This window comes from Rhodococcus sp. NPDC059234, assembly GCF_042754225.1.
In the GTDB taxonomy this organism is placed as follows: Bacteria; Actinomycetota; Actinomycetes; order Mycobacteriales; family Mycobacteriaceae; genus Rhodococcus_G.
In genome coordinates, this window is sequence record NZ_JBHZAH010000053.1 from 1 (window position 1) to 17,543 (window position 17,543).

The following is a 17,543-nucleotide window of genomic DNA, read 5'->3' on the forward strand; positions in this document are numbered from 1 at the left end:
CAGGTGGACGGCGCGGGGTCGCCGCGGAAGCGACCCTCCATCCAGTCGATGGCCTGCCCCAGGCCGAGCACCGCCGCGGAGAGGTGGTCGGGGGTCGGGGTGAGCAGCGTCTGCACCGGGGTTCCCGCCCCGCAGTAGCGGCGCAGGGTGTTGTCGATCGCATCGACCGGGATCAGTCCGTCGGTGGGGCTGTGCCACTCGAAGATCGGCGCCTTCGGGACACCCGGATACAGCTCGAGGCTGTTCTCGTCCATCACCTTCCACGCCACCGGGTCGTCCATGAAGTTCTGCTTGTCGGTCATCTGCCCGGCGCTGCGACCGATGCCCCAGAACATGATCTCGTTGGTGCAGCCGTTGCCGATTCGCTCGACGAGCTGGCGGCCCTGGTCGTTGAGCAGCGCGGTGACGTTCATCCGGTCGGGGTACTCGCGCTCGAGTCCCAGTGCGGCCGCCATCGCGAGGCCGAAGGCCGGGTGCGGATTGGTGCCCAGCGCCGACGCCATCTTCCCGAGGTTCATCGGCACACCGCCCTCGGCCGCACCGACGATGTTCAGTTCGGGGGCGTACGTCGGGGCCAGCGCGGCCGCCCAGGCGGTCGCCATCCCGCCGCCGGAGTATCCGCCGAGGCCCACCTTGCTGTGCGTCACCTGCAGTTCCGGCACCCGCTGTACCGCGCGGATTCCGTCGAGGGTGATCTGACCACCGAGCTTGGCCGCGCCGTATGCCATTCGCGGGCCGAGATGGTCGGGCAGCGCGACGGCCCAGCCGCGGGCCAGCGCGATGTTCAGTCCGGGGGCCTCCCGGATCTGGGTGAACGGATCGGTCGTGTACAGCTCCGTGGCGATCTTGCACTTGTTGCCGAGCGCATTGATGATGTGCTGGTACGACATCAGCGGCGAGTCCGGGACGTGGTTCGGCGGCATCAGGAAGGTCGTGTTCGCCGCCATCGGGCGGCCCTCGGAATCCGTCGTGCGGAACAGCAACTCCCACACCGCACTGCCGGGGAAGTACAGGTTCGGCGGCATCTGCCGGATCTTGAGCACGTCGCCCGGCGCCCGGGACGCGAGATCCGGCGGTGCGCTGAAGAACGGGTCCGGGTCCGCGACGGGGTAGATCGGCAGCGCGGAGGCGCTGCCCACCCCCGCCGTGGCCAGTGCCAGGGTCGACGCCAATCCGACCACGATGCCGCCGACCAGCCTCCGCATCAACGCACCCATGACCACTCCCCCAGCCGCTAGGACGTACGAACGTGCATGTCCGCGAGAACTATGCCAGTGCGACCGGACCGTCCATCGGGTTTCTTGTCACCGCTTGGTCTCGAGGCCGGCCCGTTCGGTCTCGATCCGATCACAGCCGCTGCCGTTCGCCGCGCAACCACCGAGGTCGACCACCAGGTCGGCGCCGCCGTCACCGGGCAACTGGTGCGTCACCACGACCACGGTCCGGTTCGGCTCCACGAGGCCGCCGCCGCGATCGAGCAGGGCCCGCAGGATCGCGGCGCCGTCCTCCGCGTCGAGGTGCTCGGTCGGCTCATCCAGCAGCAGCACGCTCGCGGGCGAGACCAGCGCCCGGGCCAGCAGCAGTCGACGCCGCTGGCCCCCGGACACCGACCGTCCGCCCGCCGCGAGCGTGGTGTGCACCCCGTCCGGCAGCTCCGCGACCCACTCCCCCAGCCCGACCGCCGCCAGCGCGGCGAGCGCGCCTGCCTCGTCCAGGTCGCCCCGCGCCACCCGCAGATTCTCGAGCAGCGAGGTGTCGAACAGGTGCGCGTCCTCCGCGAAGAACCCGACCTCCCGCCGCAGCGACGCCGGGTCGACCCCGGCGACCGGATGTCCGTTGACGGTCACGGCCCCGCTCACGGGGGCGAGCAGTCCCGCCAGCGTCATCAGCAGCGTGGTCTTGCCCGCCCCGCTGGGTCCGACGATCGCGGTGCGCGATCCGGGTGCCAGGTGCAGGTCGCGCGGCGCGGTCTCCGAGCCTGCCGTCCGTTCGGCCGCCGGCCAACCACACCGCAGCGACTCCGCGTCCAGCTGCACCGGCGCGGTCACCGCGACATCACCTGCCGGACCGCCGGTTTCGTCCGCACGGTCGAGCAGGTCCAGCACCCGCGCCGCGGCCAACCGGGCCCGCGTCAACGCGACCGCCGCCGCCTGCAACGCGGAGGTGGCCTCGAACGCGGCGAGCGGGACCAGGACCAGGATCGCGAGCGACATCGGGGTCATCGCCCCGGGGGTGCCGCCGTCGGGTCCGTAGAGCGTCGTGCCGATCAGCAGCGAGCCGAGGACGCTCGCGCCGATCGCGAGCGGGGTCGCGGCGCCCGCGAAGGCCGACGGGATCGCGGCCCGGTCGGTCGCACGGACCACCTCGCCGTCCCAGCCGCGCGCCCGCAGGACCGTCTCGTCGAGCCGGCCCGCGACCCGCAGTTCGGCTGCGTGATCGAGCGCAAGGACCGCGGTCTCGGCGAACCGTGCCGACGCGAGCGCGCCGTCCGCCTCGGCCATCCGGGCGGCCCGCGCGGACAGCATCGGCGCGAGCACGCCGGAGACGGCGAGCGCGATCGCGAGCACCAGGGCCGCCGCGGGCGAGATCAACGCGAGCCCGACCACGGCGGCGACCGCCAGCACCACGGATACCGCCATGGGGATCAGCGCCCGCACCACCACGTCGCCGAGCGCGTCGACGTCGGCGCCGGTGCGCGCGAGCAGGTCTCCCCGGCGCAGCCCCGCGGCCGCGGCGGGGTCACCCGCGGCGAGCCTGCGGTAGATCCCCGCGCGCGCGGCGACGGTGCCGCGCAGCGCGGCGTCGTGGGTGGCCAGCCGTTCGAGGTACCGGAACAGGCCGCGCGAGATCCCGAGCGCCCGCACCGACACCACCGCGACCGACAGGTCCAGTACGGGCGGCATCTGCCACGCCCTGGTGATCAGCCAGGCGGACAGGGCGGCCAGTGCCAGCGCGCTGCCGAGCGTCGCCACGCCCGCCGCGATCGCGGTGAGCACCCGGCGCGGGCTCAGCTCGAGCAGCCGCAGGGCGCGCGGCAGCGGGTCGCGGGTCATGCGGGCACCCCCGTGTCGGCGGCGACCGCGACGACGGTGTCCCCCGCGGCCAGCACGGCCTCGCGATGTCCGACCATGACGACCGCGGCCCCGCGCGCGGCGAGTTCGCGGATCGAGGCGAGCACCCGCGCCTCCGTCTCCGGATCCAGGTGGGCGGTCGGTTCGTCGAGCAGCACCAGGCGCGCATCGGAGAGCAACAGCCGGGTCAGGGCGAGACGCTGGCGCTGACCGAGCGAGAGTCCGAGCCCGCCGACGCCGACCCGGGTTTCCCAGCCGTCCGGCAGCTCGGCCAGCACATCGTCGAATCCCGTTGCAGTGCACGCCCTGTCGACCAGATCGGGGTGCGCATCGACGGGCCCGGTGAGATCGAGGTTCTCGCGGAGCGTCCCGGGGATCAGCACCGGATGCTGTGGCAGCCACGCCACCTCGCGCCACCACTGCGCGCGGACGAGGTCGCGCACCGGCGTCCCGCCGATCGTCACCTCGCCCTCGTCGGGCTCGGCCAGCCCCAGGACCAGCTGCAGCGCGGTGGATTTCCCGGCCCCGTTGGCACCGGTGAGCACGGTGACCCGACCTGCCTCGAGCGTCGCATCGAGACCGTGCGGTGCCAGGCCGGCGCGGGTGCGGACGCCGACCCCGCGCAGCACGACCGGCCCCGCCGGCACCGGGGTCCGTGGACCTCGGCCCGACTCGCCGCGCTCGTCCAGGACCCCGAACGCCTTGTCCGCGGCCGCCATTCCGTCGTCGGCGGCGTGGAACTGGGCGCCGACCATCCGCAGCGGCAGGTACACCTCCGGGGCCAGGACCAACGCGATGACCCCCGCGCGCAGGCCCATGTCCCCGAACACCAGGCGCAGACCGATGCTCACCGCCACCAGTGCGACCGACAGCGTCGCGAGCAGTTCGAGCACCATCGAGGACAGGAAGGCCACCCGCAGCGAGGCCATGGTGCTGTGCCGGTGTTCGTCACCGAGTTCGCGAACCCGCCGCTCGGGACCGCGCTCGCGCCCGAGTGCCCGCAGCGTGGGCAGGCCCGCGAGCAGGTCCAGCAGCTGGGCCGAGAGCGCCGTCATGGTCTTCAGCGAGGCCTGCGCCCTGCCCTTGGTGAGCAGTCCGATGAGAATCATGAAGACCGGGATCAGCGGTAGCGTGATCACGACGATCGCCGCGGACGTGGTGTCCACGAACAGGATCACCAGCAGTGTCAGCGGCGTGACGGTGACCGCGAGCAGCAGCGCGGGCAGGTATCCGGTCAGATACGCACGCAGGCCCTCGATCCCGCGGGTGAGGACGGTGGCCAGCTCGTCGCGACGGGGGTCGAGTTCGCGCGAGGGCAACGCGGTCGCGGCTGCGAGCACCTCGTCTCGCAGCTCGCCGATCACCCGCGAGGCCGACCGGTGCGCGTAGCGGGTGTGCGCCCACGTCGCGACCGTCCGCACCGCGACCGCGCAGGCCAGCACCGTCAGTTCGGTGCCCCAGGCGGAGACGGTGCGGGCGGCCGGGTCGGTGATCACGCCCGCCAGCACGGTCCCGATCATCAGCGCCGAGACCACGACGGTGACCGTTACGACGAGCGAGAGGATCACCGTGAGAACGAGATACCCGCGAGCTGACCGTGAGTACCGCCACAGGCGCGGGTCGACCGGCCCCCGACGACCGTCCTTCGCGGCCGCCGCGGGCGCGGACTCGACCGTCATCTAACGCGACTTCGCGGGGAGACCGATCGACGGCGGGATCTGTGCGGTCGAGATGCGCTGCCGGAACACCCAGTACGTCCAGCCCTGGTAGATGAGGACGATCGGGGTCAGGAACGCGGCCGCCCAGGTCATGACCTTCAGGGTGTACGGACTCGACGACGCGTTGTAGATGGTGAGGTTGTAGGCCTCGTCGATCGTCGACGGCATCAGGTTCGGGTAGAGCGAACCGAACAGCAGCGCCACCGCGGCGATCACCGCGACCGTGGTGAGCACGAAGGCCCATCCCTCGCGCGCGACCGCGGTCAGGGCGACCACGCCGATCAACGCCGCGGCCGCCACCGCGACCAGAATCCAGGTCCACCCCTTGCCGTGGGCCAGCTGCGTCCACAGCACGAACGCCCCGGCCACCACTACCGCCGGAATCGACAGTCGTGCGGCGACTTTCACCGCGTCCTCACGAACGTCGCCGGAGGTCTTGAGCGCCAGGAACACCGCACCGTGCAGGGCGAACACCAGCGCGGTGGTCGCCCCGCCGAGCAGGGCGTACGGGTTGAGCAGGTCGAAGAAGCCGGAGACGACCTGCTTGTTCTCGTCGATCGCGACGCCGCGCACGATGTTCGCGAAGGCGACGCCCCAGAGCACCGCGGGCACCCACGAGCCGATCATGATGCCGGCGTCGCAGCGAGCCCGCCAGGTCGGATCGTCGATCTTGCCGCGCCACTCGATGGCGCAGATCCGCAGGATCAATGCCACCAGGATCAACAGCAGCGGTAGGTAGAAGCCCGAGAAGAGCGTTGCGTACCAGTCCGGGAACGCCGCGAAGAGCGCGCCGCCACCGGTGATCAGCCAGACCTCGTTGCCGTCCCACACCGGGCCGATGGTGTTGAGCATCACGCGGCGACGGTTGTCGGTGCGGCCGAGCACCGGGAACAGCATGCCGACACCGAAGTCGAAGCCCTCGAGGACGAAGTAGCCGACGAAGAGCACCGCGATGAGGATGAACCAGAATTCCTGAAGTCCCATGGTCTTCTCCCGCCTCAGTACGCGAACGACAGTTGTTTGGGTTCGCCCGGCTCCTCGGGCTCCTGTTCGTCGCCCGGCGGATGCTTGTCGTGGTCCGACGGTCCGGCGATCGCGTACCGCCGGATCAGCACGAACCACACCACGCCCAGTGCGGCGTACAGGAGGGTGAAGACGATCAGCGAGAAGACCACGAGACCGGTCGGGTGATCCGACACGCCCTGGTCGACGAGCAGCCGGATTTGTTCGACGCCTGTCGGATTGGGTGCCACCACCCAGGGCTGGCGACCCATCTCGGTGAACACCCATCCCGCACTGTTGGCGAGGAACGGGGTGGGAATCACCAGGATCGACAGCCAGCCGTACCACTTCTTGTCGGGCACCCGGCCGCCCCGGGTCATCCACAGCCCGACCACCGCGAGCAGCGCCGAGAAGGCGGCCCAGCCGATCATCGCGCGGAAGGTCCAGTAGGTGACGAACAGGTTCGGCTTGTAGTTGCCGGGCCCGAACTGCTGTTCCATCCGGGCCTGGATCTCGGTGACGCCCTCGACGGTCGAGTTGAAGTCGTTGGTCGCCAGGAAGGAGGTCAGCTTGGGGATCTTGATGACCTGGGTGATGCTCTCGCAGTTGTTCTGGGTGCCGATGGTCAGAATGGAGAAGTCGGCACCGGTCTCGGTGTGGCACAGCGATTCCGCCGACGCCATCTTCATCGGCTGCTGCTCGAACATCAGCTTGCCCTGGATGTCACCGGTGATGAACAGGCCGACACCCGAAGCGACCATCACCCACAGGGCGAGGATCGTGACCGGGCGGAACATCGTCCTGCCGGTGTCCTCGTGGGCGGCTGCCACCGCGGGATCGGTGGCCTCCTTGGCCTTTCGCATGCTGCGCACCATCCACCAGCCGCCGATGCCGGCGACGAAGGTGCCCGCGGTGAGGAGCGCGCCGGCCACCACGTGCGGGAACGCCGCCAACGCCGTGTTGTTGGTGAGCAGCTCCCAGATGCTCGTCAACTCGGCGCGACCGCGCTCCTCGTTGTACCGCGCGCCCACCGGGTGCTGCATGAACGAGTTCGCGGCGATGATGAAGAACGCGGAGGCGTTCACACCGATGGCGACCATCCAGATCGTGGCCAGGTGAACGAGTTTCGGCAACCGTCCCCAGCCGAAGATCCACAGGCCGAGGAAGGTGGATTCGAGGAAGAAGGCGACCAGGCCCTCGAGCGCCAGCGGCGCACCGAAGACGTCCCCGACGAAGCGCGAGTACTCGCTCCAGTTCATGCCGAACTGGAACTCCTGCACGATGCCGGTGGCGACACCGAGCGCGAAGTTGATGAGGAAGAACTTGCCGAAGAACTTGGTCAGCCGATACCAGTGATCCTTCTTCGTGATCACCCACATCGTCTGCATGATCGCGATGAGCGGGGCGAGCCCGATCGTCAGCGGGACGAGAATGAAGTGGTAGACGGTGGTGATTCCGAATTGCCACCGCGATACGTCCAGTGCGTCCATGTGGCTTCTCCCAGACAGGGCCCGTTGGACAGGCTTGCCGGCACTGAGTCGTGGGCTGACGCCTCAGTCCCGCTTCAAAAGGTAACGCCCGCGGCATCACGCCGCAGGGCTTTATCTACTACGTAATGTAGTAGCAATGTCAACTCGAGCGGGAGGCGCCGCCGGGACCGTCAGGCCGCGTCCTGCTCGGCGCCCACGGTCTCCGCGGCCAGGTCAACGAGGGTGGAGAGCTCCTCGGCGATCTCCGGCACCGGCAGGGACAGCCCGTTGAGGGTGTGCACCCGTGCGGCGAGAGTCACACTCGACAGCAGCCAGAGTCCGTCCGCGAGAATGAGATCCGCGGGCCGCAACGGCTCGACGCGGCAGCTGAACCGGTGCGAACCGGCCGTCTCGAACAGCGCCTGCTGCGTGGTGCCGGGCAGGATGCCGTGCTCCACCGGCGGCGTGATCAGGGTGCGTCCGCGCGAGATGAGCACGGTCGAGCGCGGCCCCTCGAGGACGAGACCCTCGCTACTGGTGAAGATCACGTCGTCGGCGCCGAGCGAGTGGGCGTGCCGCAGCGCCGCCATGTTCGTCGCGTAGGACAGCGTCTTGGCGCCGAGCAACTGCCACGGCGCCGTCGCCGCGGTGTCTACCGAGAAACCCCGAGGCAGGGTGCGCACCGAGATCCCGTCCCGACGGGCGAGGGCCACCCGGTCGGCCACCGGACCGACGGTGAGGTAGCCGGTCGGACCCCCACCACTCTCGCGGCCACGGCTGAGAACCAGGCGCATCACGCCCTCGCGCGCGCTGCCCCACTCGTCGAGGGCCAGGCCCACCGCGATCCGCCAGTCGTCGAGATCGGGCACCGGCAGGTCCAGCGCCGCCGCGGAGGTGCGCAGCCGCGCCAGGTGGAGCTCGATCGTGCAGGGCGCGCCGTCGCGGACCAGGATGGTCTCGAAGACCCCGTCACCGCGCACCGCGGCGAGGTCGTCCGCGTAGAGCAGGGGGGCGTCGGGGTCGTGCACGGTGCCGTCCAGGGTCACCAGAACCTGATCAACCATGGCACCAGCCTATCGACGCCCGGCTGCGCAGGGGTGCCGCCGCGCGGAGTCACCCGCCGCGCACCCTCCCTACTATGGGAGTGTGTCCGATTCGCCGAGCGTCACCCCGAGTCCGCTGCTCACCCTTCCCGGCGCCGTCCCCGCCCCGGACGACTCCCCGGACGCCGGCGTCGCCTGGCACTTCGGCGACCCGCTCCGCGAGCAACGCAGCGCCGAGACCACCGCGGCCGTCGTCGACCGATCGCAGCGCTTCGTGATGTCCATCTCCGGACCGGAACGGCTGACCTGGCTGCACACCATTTCCAGTCAGTACGTGGCGGACCTGCCCGACGGCGCGTCCGCCGAGAACCTCAGCCTCGACGTCAACGGCCGCATCGAGCACCACTTCGTGCTCACCGACCTCGACGGCGTCACCTGGATCGACACCGAGTCGAGTCACGGCCCCGACCTGCTCGGCTTCCTGCAGAAGATGGTGTTCTGGGCGAAGGCCGAGCCGAAGCCCGCCCCCGACATGGCCGTGCTCAGCCTCCTCGGCCCCGATGTCCGACGACCGAAAATCCTTGCCGCACTTGGCTTGAACGGGCTTCCCGACGTCTACGGCGCCGTCCCGCTGGACGGCGGCGGGTTCCTCCGCACGATGCCCTGGCCCGGCGACGACGCCTGGGACCTCGTGGTGCCGCGCGACCGGCTTGCGCACTGGTTCACCGCCCTCACCGACGCGGGCGCCGCACCGGCGGGCAGCTGGGCGTTCGAGGCGCTGCGGGTGGCGGCGCTGCGCCCGCGGATCGGCATCGACACCGACGAGCGCACCATCCCGCACGAGGTGCACTGGATCGGCGGGGTCGGCGAGCACGGCGCCGTGCACCTGGACAAGGGCTGCTACCGCGGCCAGGAGACCGTCGCCCGCGTGCACAACCTCGGCAAACCGCCCCGGCACCTGGTCCTGCTGCACCTCGACGGTTCCGCCGACACCCGGCCCGAGCCCGGCGACCCCGTCACCGCGGACGGTCGTGCGGTCGGGCACGTGGGTACGGTCGTGGACCATCACGAGCTCGGCCCGATCGCGCTCGCACTGGTCAAACGCACGGTGCCGGCCGACACCCCGCTGGTTGCGGGCGGGGCCGCCGCGGCCATCGACGCCGACTCGGTGCCCAGCTACGACGCGGTCCAGCCGGGCCGCGCCGCCGTCGACCGGCTGCGCGGACGGTGACCGCGCAGGGGCGGGTCGAGGCCGTCTGCGTCGTGCACGCCGAGCGCGACAGCGGGACCCGGCGCGTGCCCCGCACCGCCATCGACAAGCGCACCGTCGACGGCCCGGTCCCGGTCGGACCGCTCGGGCTCGACGGCGATCACGTGTGCGACACCGAGCACCACGGCGGCACGTTCAAGGCCGTGTACGCGTACCAGCAGGACGAGGCGGAGCGCTGGGCCGCCGACCTCGGCCGGGACCTGCCCGCCGGCTGGTTCGGCGAGAACCTGCGGATCAGCGGGGTCGCAGCGAGCGACGCGGTGATCGGCGAGCGCTGGCTCGTCGGCGACGGCGAGACGGCCACGGAACTCGAGGTGACCGGCCCGCGGACTCCCTGCGGCACCTTCGGCGTGTGGTCCGGCGAGCCCGGCTGGGTCAAACGGTTCGCCGAGCGCGGCGACACCGGTGCCTACCTGCGGGTGGTCCGGGCCGGACAGGTCGCCGCGGGCGACCCGATCCGGCGGGTGCACGTGCCCGGGCACGCGGTCACGGTGCGGGACCTGTTCACCGGACGCGATCCCGACGCCCTGGTCGCGCTGCTCGCGCAGCAACCCGACCTGTCGCCTACAGTCGCGGACAAGGCACGCCGACGGATCGCCGGGGCGAAGGTGCAGGTGGAGTATTGAGCGTCGAACTGGTCGAGGTGGTTCGCTCCGGTTTCCGCGAGTGCGTGCACCGGGGGTCGCTGGTGATCCTCGACCCCGACGGCGAGGCGAGCCTCGCGCTCGGCGAGGTGCACACCCCGATCTACCCGCGGTCGTCGAGCAAGCCGATGCAGGCGGTGGCCCTGCTGCGCAGCGGCTTCGAACCCGCCGGCAGCCGTGAGCTCGCGATCGCGACGTCCTCGCACGAGGGCGAACCCGGGCACGTGGCCGCGGTGGAGGCCCTGCTCGCCCGTCACGGGTTGAACGAGAACGACCTGCTCAGCCCGCCCGCGCTGCCCGCCAACGAGCTCGCCCGGGCCCGGCTCCTCGCCGACGGCGCCGCCCCCCGCCGCGTCTTCATGAACTGCTCCGGCAAGCACTCCGCCATGCTGGCCGCCTGCGCGGCGAACGGGTGGCCGCGCGAGAGCTACCTCGACCCCGGCCACCCGCTGCAACGCGCGGTCCTCGAGACGATCACCGAACTCTCCGGCGAGGCCGAGTACGAACTGGGCATCGACGGCTGCGGGCTACCCGTGGTCCCGTTGTCGCTGACGGCACTGGCCCGGGCGTTCACGGCCCTCGTGACGGCCCGGCCCGGTACCGCGGAGCGATCGGTCGCGGACGCGATCCGCGAGCACCCCTGGCTCGTCTCGGGGACCGGCCGGGACGACGTGCGGCTGATGTCCGCGGTGCCCGGACTGGTCTGCAAGACCGGCGCCGACGGCGTGCACGCGGGCGCGCTGCCCGACGGCACCGCGTTCGCACTCAAGATCGACGACGGTGCGGAGCGCGCGCGCCTTCCGCTGACCGTCGCGCTGCTGCATCGGATCGGGGTCGAATGGACCGAGGACCTCGCCGAATTGGCCTCGCCCGCGGTGCTCGGCGGCGACGTCCGGGTGGGCACGATTCGCGCGATTCCGGACGCGCTGAGATAAATCAGACACTCGCCGGGGGCAGGGGAGGGAGCGCTCGACTCGTTCTCAGGCTAGAGTGTGTGTCAGGAAGAAATACACACTCAAACGGGGCCGCCAAAAATTCCCAGGCCGCCCCGCGGAAGCGCGAGGGGGTTGGCCATGGGCCGCGGCCGGGCTAAGGCAAAGCAGACCAAGGTTGCACGCGAGCTCAAGTACAGCTCGCCGTCCACGAACTTCGACAGCCTGCAAAAGGAACTGTCCGGAGGCTCGTCCAGCTCCCACCGGAACGGGGTCCTCGCCGACCAGCGTTCCGACGACAATGCGTCGCGTTGGGATGATGACGAAAACGACGACTGGCGCCGCTGACACGGCGAAGTACAGCGCAATGAGGGGGAGCCCACCAGCTCCCCCTCATTTCAGCATGTGCCGTCGGCGCGCAATCTCGATCTGCCGATAGAACGCGAACGGACCGTTGACCTCCCGCGAGGGAATGTCAACGGTCCGTTCGTGTGTCAGATCAGAAGCGCGGGTGCTCCCCCACCAGCCGGACGAGGTCCGACCCGTCGTGCTTGTCGGAGGCCTTGGCGACCGTGCCGAGGGTCCAGCAGTCGATGTGGCGGGCGGTGAGCACGGCCAGGGCGCGGTCCACGTCCTCGGGCGCGACGATGGCGACCATGCCGACGCCCATGTTGAACGTCTGCTCCATCTCGGCGCGCTGCACGCGACCGCGCTGGGCGATCATCGCGAACACCGGTGCGGGGCTCCAGGTGCCGCGGTCCAGCTCGGCGACCAGGCCCTTGGGCATGACGCGCGCGAGGTTGTTCGCCAGTCCGCCGCCGGTGACGTGGCAGAAGGTCCGCACGTCGGTCTCGGCGATCAGCGCGAGGCAGTCCTTCGCGTAGATCTTCGTGGGCTCGAGCAGCTCCTCGCCGAGGGTCCGGCCGAACTCCTCGACGTGCCCGGTCAGCGACATCCGGTCGATCTCGAGCAGGACCTTGCGGGCCAGCGAGTAACCGTTCGAGTGCAGGCCGGACGAGCCCATCGCGATCACCACGTCGCCCGGGCGCACCCGGTCGGGCCCGAGCACGGCGTCCGCCTCGACCACACCCACGCCGGTGGCCGACAGGTCGTAGTCACCGTCGGCCATCAGCCCGGGGTGCTCGGCGGTCTCGCCGCCGAGGAGCGCGCAACCGGCGATGATGCAGCCGTCGGCGATGCCCTTGACCAGCTCCGCGACCCGCTCGGGGACGACGCGTCCGACCGCGATGTAGTCCTGCAGGAACAGCGGCTCGGCACCGCAGACCACGAGGTCGTCGACGACCATCGCGACCAGGTCGAGGCCGAGGGTGTCGTGCTTGTCCATCGCCTGCGCGACGGCGATCTTGGTGCCGACGCCGTCGGTGGAGGCGGCGAGCAGCGGCTCCTTGTATCCGCCCTTGAGCGCGAACAAGCCGGCGAAGCCGCCGAGCCCACCCATCACCTCGGGTCGACTGGCCTTCTTCGCGAGCGGCGCGAACAGCTCGACCGCCCGGTCACCCGCGGCGATGTCCACCCCCGCCGCAGCGTAGGAGGCGCCGGTGGGGCGGGGGTTCTGGTCCTCGGTCATCGGGTTTCAAGCTCCAGCTGTTCTCGCCAGTGCCGTCGAGCACTGTCTGGTTGGTCTAGATGGTGTGACACATGTATGACCCGCAAGTATGCGGCCTTCGCGCCCCGGCTGCCCGCCATTGGGCGACAAGGGCTACGGACGGCTGAGCGCACTCGCGTTGTCGTTGTCCTGGTTCGCGGCCACACCGGCCGTGCTGCCGAGCATTCCCTCGAGCACGTTCTTGCCGATCGAGTTCTCGCCAGGCAGCTCGATCGGGTAGTTGCCGTCGAAGCACGCCGAGCACAGGCGCGAGGCCGGCTGCTCGGTCGCCGCGATCATGCCCTCGATGGAGACGTAACCGAGCGTGTCCGCGCCGATCGACCGGCGCACCCCCTCGAGCATCTCGTCCATGCTGTGGCCGGTCACGCCGCCGGGCTCGCTGGCCCCGGCCCCGTTGGCGATCAACTCCGCGGGCGAGGCGAAGTCGATGCCGTAGAAGCACGGCCACTTGACCGGAGGCGACGCGATCCGCACGTGGATCTCGAGCGCACCGGCCTCGCGGAGCATCCGGATCAGCGCGCGCTGGGTGTTGCCGCGGACGATCGAGTCGTCCACGACGATCAGCCGCTTGCCGCGGATGACCTCCCTGAGCGGGTTCAGCTTGAGCCGGATGCCGAGCTGACGGATGGTCTGCGACGGCTGGATGAAGGTGCGGCCGACGTAGGCGTTCTTCATCAGGCCCTGGCCGTACGGGATTCCCGAGCCCTGCGCGTAACCGACCGCGGCCGGCGTGCCGGACTCGGGGACCGGGATCACCAGGTCGCCGTCGACCGGATGCTCCTTGGCCAGCCGACGACCGATCTCGACGCGGGTGGCGTGCACCGAACGACCGCTGATCGCGGAGTCCGGGCGCGCGAGGTAGACGTACTCGAAGACGCAGCCCTTCGGCGTGGGCGCAGCGAAGCGGGACGACCGCACGCCGTCGGCGTCGATGGCGAGCAGCTCACCCGGCTCGATCTCGCGGACGAACGAGGCACCGACGATGTCGAGTGCGGCGGTCTCGCTGGCGACCACCCAGCCGCGGTCGAGGCGGCCGAGGCACAGCGGGCGGACGCCGTGCGGGTCCCGCGCCGCGTAGAGGGTGTGCTCGTCCATGAAGGTCAGGCAGAACGCGCCGCGCAGGGTCGGCAGCAGGTCCATCGCCGCCTGCTCGATGGTGCGGTCGGCCGCCGCGTGCGCGAGCAGCGCGCCGACGATGTCGGAGTCGGAGGTTGCGCCGCCGGGACGCTTGTCGTTGACCAGGCCGTACTCGCGAGCCCGCGCGGCGAGTTCGGCGGTGTTCACCAGGTTGCCGTTGTGGCCGAGCGCGATGCCCGTGCCCGCCGCGGTGGTGCGGAAGATCGGCTGAGCGTTCTCCCACGTCGTCGAGCCGGTCGTGGAATAGCGACAGTGCCCGACCGCGACGTGGCCCGGCATCGCACCGAGGGTCTGCTCGTCGAACACCTGACTGACCAGGCCGAGGTCCTTGAACACCAGGACCTGCGAGCCGTCGGCGACGGCGATGCCCGCCGCCTCCTGGCCGCGGTGCTGCAGCGCGTACAGGCCGTAGTACGTGAGTTTCGCCACATCCTCGCCGGGAGCCCAGACGCCGAAGACGCCGCACTCCTCGCGGGGCGGCTGCTCGTCCTGGTCGGACAGGCCCGTATCGGGGGCCGCAGCGAGGAGATTTGGACTGTTGACCGACAATTCGGCTGAAGTCACCGGGGTTGCTCCCTTGGGGATGGGTGTGGGGGGCAAGCCCAGTCTACGGCCCCCCGGGAGGTGCTCCGACCACCGGTGCCCGCGGCGGTCGGCCATGCCGGTTCGGTCACAGGCGCAGCAGCGGCAACCAGTGCGCGATCTCCGACGCCCTCGTCCCGGATGCGGTGAGCGCCCCCGTGCCGCCCGCGTCGTCGAAGGTCCGCGCCCCGGTCACCAGCAGCAGCCAGGTACGCGGATCGGTCTCGACGACATTCGGCGGGGTGCCACGGGTGTGGCGCGGCCCGGCCACGCACTGCACCGCCACGAACGGCGGGACGCGGACCTCCACCGACGAACCCGGGGCGACGTTCTCGAGCGTCCGGGCGCTGAGCCGGACCGCCGCGGCCAACTCGGCCCGTGCGGGCGTCGGTGCGGTCTCGTCGGCGAGCCAGTCCCGGACCGCGAGCAGCGCGGCCCGCAGCTCGGCCGGATCGATCTTGCGTCGCGGCGTCACCGGGCCAACCTACCGGCCGCCAGCTCCGCGGCCGCGGCGCCGCCGGCGTTCACCGACAGGTGCAGCAGCGCGGGGGCGATCACGCTGCCGCTGCGGCCGCGCAACAACTCGAACAGCAGCGACGCGGCCGACGTCAACGCGACCGTGCCCGCGATCGAGTCACCCGCGTCGCGCGCCGGGCGGACGTGCCAGAGCCCGAAGGCGACCGCCCCGAACACGGTGGCCCCTCGCGGAAAGGCTCGATGCGCCAGCGTGTAGAGCACCGATCGGAACGCGAGTTCCTCGGCCAGCACGGTCCCGAACGGGATGTGCACGAACACCCACTCGGTCAGGTCGGCGCGGCGTGCACCCGATGCCATCCGGGACCGGATCGCCGGTGTCGCCACCATCGCCGGATACGCCAGCAGCGGGATCGCGGCCGCCGCCGCGCCCCACCGCAGTCCCGCCCCCGGTTTCCGCCAGCCCAACTCGTCCGCGGACAGTCCGGCCGCCACTGCGGCGCCGCTCAGCCCGACCGCGGCCAGGACGTTCGCCGCGGCACGACCGCGGGCGCCGAACCCGAGCCGCGGCAGCACGCCGTTGCTCCAGCCGACCAGCCCGACCGCGCAGCCCACCGCGGCAGCTTTGTGCCGCGCGTCGACCGAACGGGACCATGGACTCGATCTCATCGACTGAATGATTCCGGACCGATCGTGTTCACGTCACGAACATCCGGCAGGTTGCTTCGCCGATCGCCGCGCGATCCGGGCACGCAGCTCCTCCCGCACCTCGGGCCATACGTCAGCGTTCGCCCGGCCGGGGACAGCGGTCACTTCTCCGGGCCCTGCGTGTCGGCGATCGCGACGAGCGTCGCGCGGACCCGCTCGGTGTCGGCGGTCGTCCACCCGTCCGGCGCGGCGATCGCCACCCACCCGTCGAGGACGGTGGTGCCGTAGTTGTGGCCGTGCCCGTTCGGCACCCCGGCCGCGTTGGCCAGGTCGGCGGAGACCTGCCAGAAGGTGACGAACGGGAACCAGCGCATCTGCGGCAGCCGGTCGTCGCCGGGCGGCTCGGCCAGCCAGTCGGGGCGCTCGAAGATCAGGTCCGTCGACCACCACACCACCGGGTCGGAGGGGTGCTGGACGTAGAGCACCCGCGGCGGCCACCACGGCCCGGGCGGCTTCGCGATGTCCGCGGCGTCGTCGGCGAACCGCACGACCAACCCGTCGGAGTACACCGGCTCGACCTCGGGGCTGCCGGGGTCTCGCCGCGAAACCAGCTGACGCCAGAGCACATTCGAGTTCGGCGGGCCCACCCACAGCACCCCGTCGACCGTGTTGCGAATGTCGGCGAGGCCGTCGAAGGCGCCCTCCCCCGACTGGACGCCGAGGCTCTCGCCGTAGACGTAGAGCTTGGGCCTGGTCTGCGGCGGCTTGGTCAGCCAGCGCTCGTGCACGCTGTCGATCAACCGTTTGCCCGCCTCGGCCGCCTTCTCGCGGTCCGCGAGGAAGGAGATCCAGCTGGGCAGGTACGAGTACTGCGCAGCGACCAGCGCCGAGTCGCCGTTGTGCACCAGTTCCATCGCCTGCGCCGCGGTCGGGTTCACCCAGCCGGTTCCGGTGGTCGGGATGATCACCAGCACCTTGCGCTCGAATGCACCCGTGCGTTCGAGCTCGTCGACCAGCAGGTCCATCCGCTCGTCGACGGTCGGGGCACTGGCGAGGCCGGCGTAGACGCGGATCGGTTCCTTGGCCGGGGCGCCGTTCGCCTGACTCAGTTGCTGCGCGTCGAGCCCGCGGGACACGAAGTTGCGGCCCTCGAAGCCGAGGGAGTCCCAGGACACCAGCGAGGCCGGGCTGCCGGACTTCTCCCGCGCCGCGGGCTGGACCACTCCCGCCCGCGTGGTGTCGTTCTGGGAACTGAACGCGTAGTTCGCGAAGGCGTAGAGCTCCTTGACGAGCACGCCGGTGACCAGGGCGTAGGTGAGGATCGCGACCAGCGCGAAGCCGAGCGGAAGCGCCGCCTGCCGGGGCACCCGCAGCCAGCGGATCAGATAGCGGGACACCAGCCGGCCGAGGTCGCGCAGCACCCGCCACATCGAGATGATCGCCGCGGCGACCAGCATGCTCAGTCCGCCGGTCCGGATGTAGCCGGTGGTGGTGGTGCCCTCGGCGTTCATCAGCGCCGACAGCTCGCGCTGCCAGTCCGCCGCGTACACCAGCATCACCATCGCGGCCAGGATCGCGAGTGCGACGACGGCGACCTTCAGCGCCTGCATGTACCGGCGCGGCAGCGGCCACCACGCCCGCGTCGCGAGGACGAAGCGGTACACCGCCCATCCGATCGCGGTGCCGACGCCGTATCCGATGGCCGCACTGATGCCGCCGATCAGCCCCTGGAACAGCCAGTCGCGCGGCAGCAGCGACGGGGTGAGCGACCAGCAGAAGAACAGCGCCGCGAAGGCGATCCCGGTGAAGTCCAGACGCAGCAGCCCCCACGCCCAGAGGACGAAGGGGTGCTTGTCCGCGAGCCGGTCTGCGCGCGTCTCCTCGGTGCGGCCCGAAGACACGAGAACCCCGGACTGCGCGGCTTCC

The 17,543-nt window shown here is 71.0% G+C and carries 15 protein-coding genes; 4 read left to right on the forward strand and 11 right to left on the reverse strand.

Annotated features, from left to right (window positions below):
* From ACFXGJ_RS13205 to ACFXGJ_RS13230, 6 genes are all read right to left on the reverse strand, one after another.
* A partial coding sequence (locus tag ACFXGJ_RS13205; RefSeq protein ID WP_378620212.1) for a lipase family protein occupies positions 1-1,217 on the reverse strand: 1,217 nt, incomplete at its 3' end.
* An 87-nt stretch (positions 1,218-1,304) separates the two neighbouring features.
* Positions 1,305-3,053 carry a thiol reductant ABC exporter subunit CydC gene (cydC, locus tag ACFXGJ_RS13210; protein ID WP_378620215.1) on the reverse strand — a complete coding sequence of 583 codons (1,749 nt, stop codon included), beginning with the start codon at positions 3,051-3,053 and terminating at the stop codon, positions 1,305-1,307.
* Complete coding sequence (cydD, locus tag ACFXGJ_RS13215) at positions 3,050-4,750, reverse strand: thiol reductant ABC exporter subunit CydD (protein ID WP_378620218.1); 1,701 nt, start codon at positions 4,748-4,750, stop codon at positions 3,050-3,052. The genes cydC and cydD overlap by 4 nt, the downstream gene beginning before the upstream one ends.
* Positions 4,751-5,773 carry a cytochrome d ubiquinol oxidase subunit II gene (gene cydB / locus ACFXGJ_RS13220; protein ID WP_378620222.1) on the reverse strand — a complete coding sequence of 341 codons (1,023 nt, stop codon included), beginning with the start codon at positions 5,771-5,773 and terminating at the stop codon, positions 4,751-4,753.
* A 14-nt stretch (positions 5,774-5,787) separates the two neighbouring features.
* Positions 5,788-7,281: a cytochrome ubiquinol oxidase subunit I gene (locus ACFXGJ_RS13225; protein ID WP_378620225.1), complete on the reverse strand. Its 1,494-nt coding sequence runs from the start codon at positions 7,279-7,281 to the stop codon at positions 5,788-5,790.
* A gap of 170 nt (positions 7,282-7,451) precedes the next feature.
* On the reverse strand, positions 7,452-8,324 hold the full coding sequence (locus ACFXGJ_RS13230) for an aminodeoxychorismate lyase (RefSeq protein ID WP_378620228.1): 873 nt from the start codon (positions 8,322-8,324) through the stop codon (positions 7,452-7,454).
* 82 nt (positions 8,325-8,406) lie between these two features.
* Here ACFXGJ_RS13230 and ACFXGJ_RS13235 point away from each other — a divergent pair, with 82 nt between their 5' ends.
* The 4 genes from ACFXGJ_RS13235 (at position 8,407) to ACFXGJ_RS13250 (ending at position 11,497) form a co-directional block, all read left to right on the forward strand.
* The gene (locus ACFXGJ_RS13235) at positions 8,407-9,534 is read left to right on the forward strand and encodes a YgfZ/GcvT domain-containing protein (protein ID WP_378620231.1); all 1,128 of its coding nucleotides are present in this window, start codon (positions 8,407-8,409) and stop codon (positions 9,532-9,534) included.
* Positions 9,531-10,199, forward strand: coding sequence for an MOSC domain-containing protein (locus ACFXGJ_RS13240; protein ID WP_378620235.1), 669 nt, complete (start codon positions 9,531-9,533; stop codon positions 10,197-10,199). Before ACFXGJ_RS13235 ends, ACFXGJ_RS13240 begins: the two co-directional genes overlap by 4 nt.
* Positions 10,196-11,152 (forward strand): asparaginase, encoded by a 957-nt coding sequence (locus ACFXGJ_RS13245; RefSeq protein WP_378620237.1) that lies wholly within the window; start codon positions 10,196-10,198, stop codon positions 11,150-11,152. The genes ACFXGJ_RS13240 and ACFXGJ_RS13245 overlap by 4 nt, the downstream gene beginning before the upstream one ends.
* Positions 11,153-11,290: 138 nt before the next feature.
* A complete protein-coding gene (locus tag ACFXGJ_RS13250) occupies positions 11,291-11,497 on the forward strand; it encodes a DUF3073 domain-containing protein (RefSeq protein ID WP_378425514.1) in 207 nt (68 codons plus the stop codon).
* A 151-nt stretch (positions 11,498-11,648) separates the two neighbouring features.
* Here the strand turns inward: ACFXGJ_RS13250 and purM are convergent, their stop codons facing one another.
* The 5 genes from purM to ACFXGJ_RS13275 form a co-directional block, all read right to left on the reverse strand.
* Positions 11,649-12,737 carry a phosphoribosylformylglycinamidine cyclo-ligase gene (purM, locus tag ACFXGJ_RS13255; RefSeq protein WP_378425516.1) on the reverse strand — a complete coding sequence of 363 codons (1,089 nt, stop codon included), beginning with the start codon at positions 12,735-12,737 and terminating at the stop codon, positions 11,649-11,651.
* 132 nt (positions 12,738-12,869) lie between these two features.
* Positions 12,870-14,477, reverse strand: coding sequence for an amidophosphoribosyltransferase (purF, locus tag ACFXGJ_RS13260; RefSeq protein WP_378620240.1), 1,608 nt, complete (start codon positions 14,475-14,477; stop codon positions 12,870-12,872).
* A 106-nt stretch (positions 14,478-14,583) separates the two neighbouring features.
* Positions 14,584-14,970, reverse strand: coding sequence for a sterol carrier family protein (locus ACFXGJ_RS13265; protein WP_378620243.1), 387 nt, complete (start codon positions 14,968-14,970; stop codon positions 14,584-14,586).
* Positions 14,967-15,638 (reverse strand): CPBP family intramembrane glutamic endopeptidase, encoded by a 672-nt coding sequence (locus ACFXGJ_RS13270; protein WP_378620246.1) that lies wholly within the window; start codon positions 15,636-15,638, stop codon positions 14,967-14,969. The genes ACFXGJ_RS13265 and ACFXGJ_RS13270 overlap by 4 nt, the downstream gene beginning before the upstream one ends.
* A gap of 140 nt (positions 15,639-15,778) precedes the next feature.
* On the reverse strand, positions 15,779-17,518 hold the full coding sequence (locus ACFXGJ_RS13275) for an alpha/beta hydrolase (protein ID WP_378620248.1): 1,740 nt from the start codon (positions 17,516-17,518) through the stop codon (positions 15,779-15,781).
* Between the last annotated feature and the right edge of the window lie 25 nt (positions 17,519-17,543).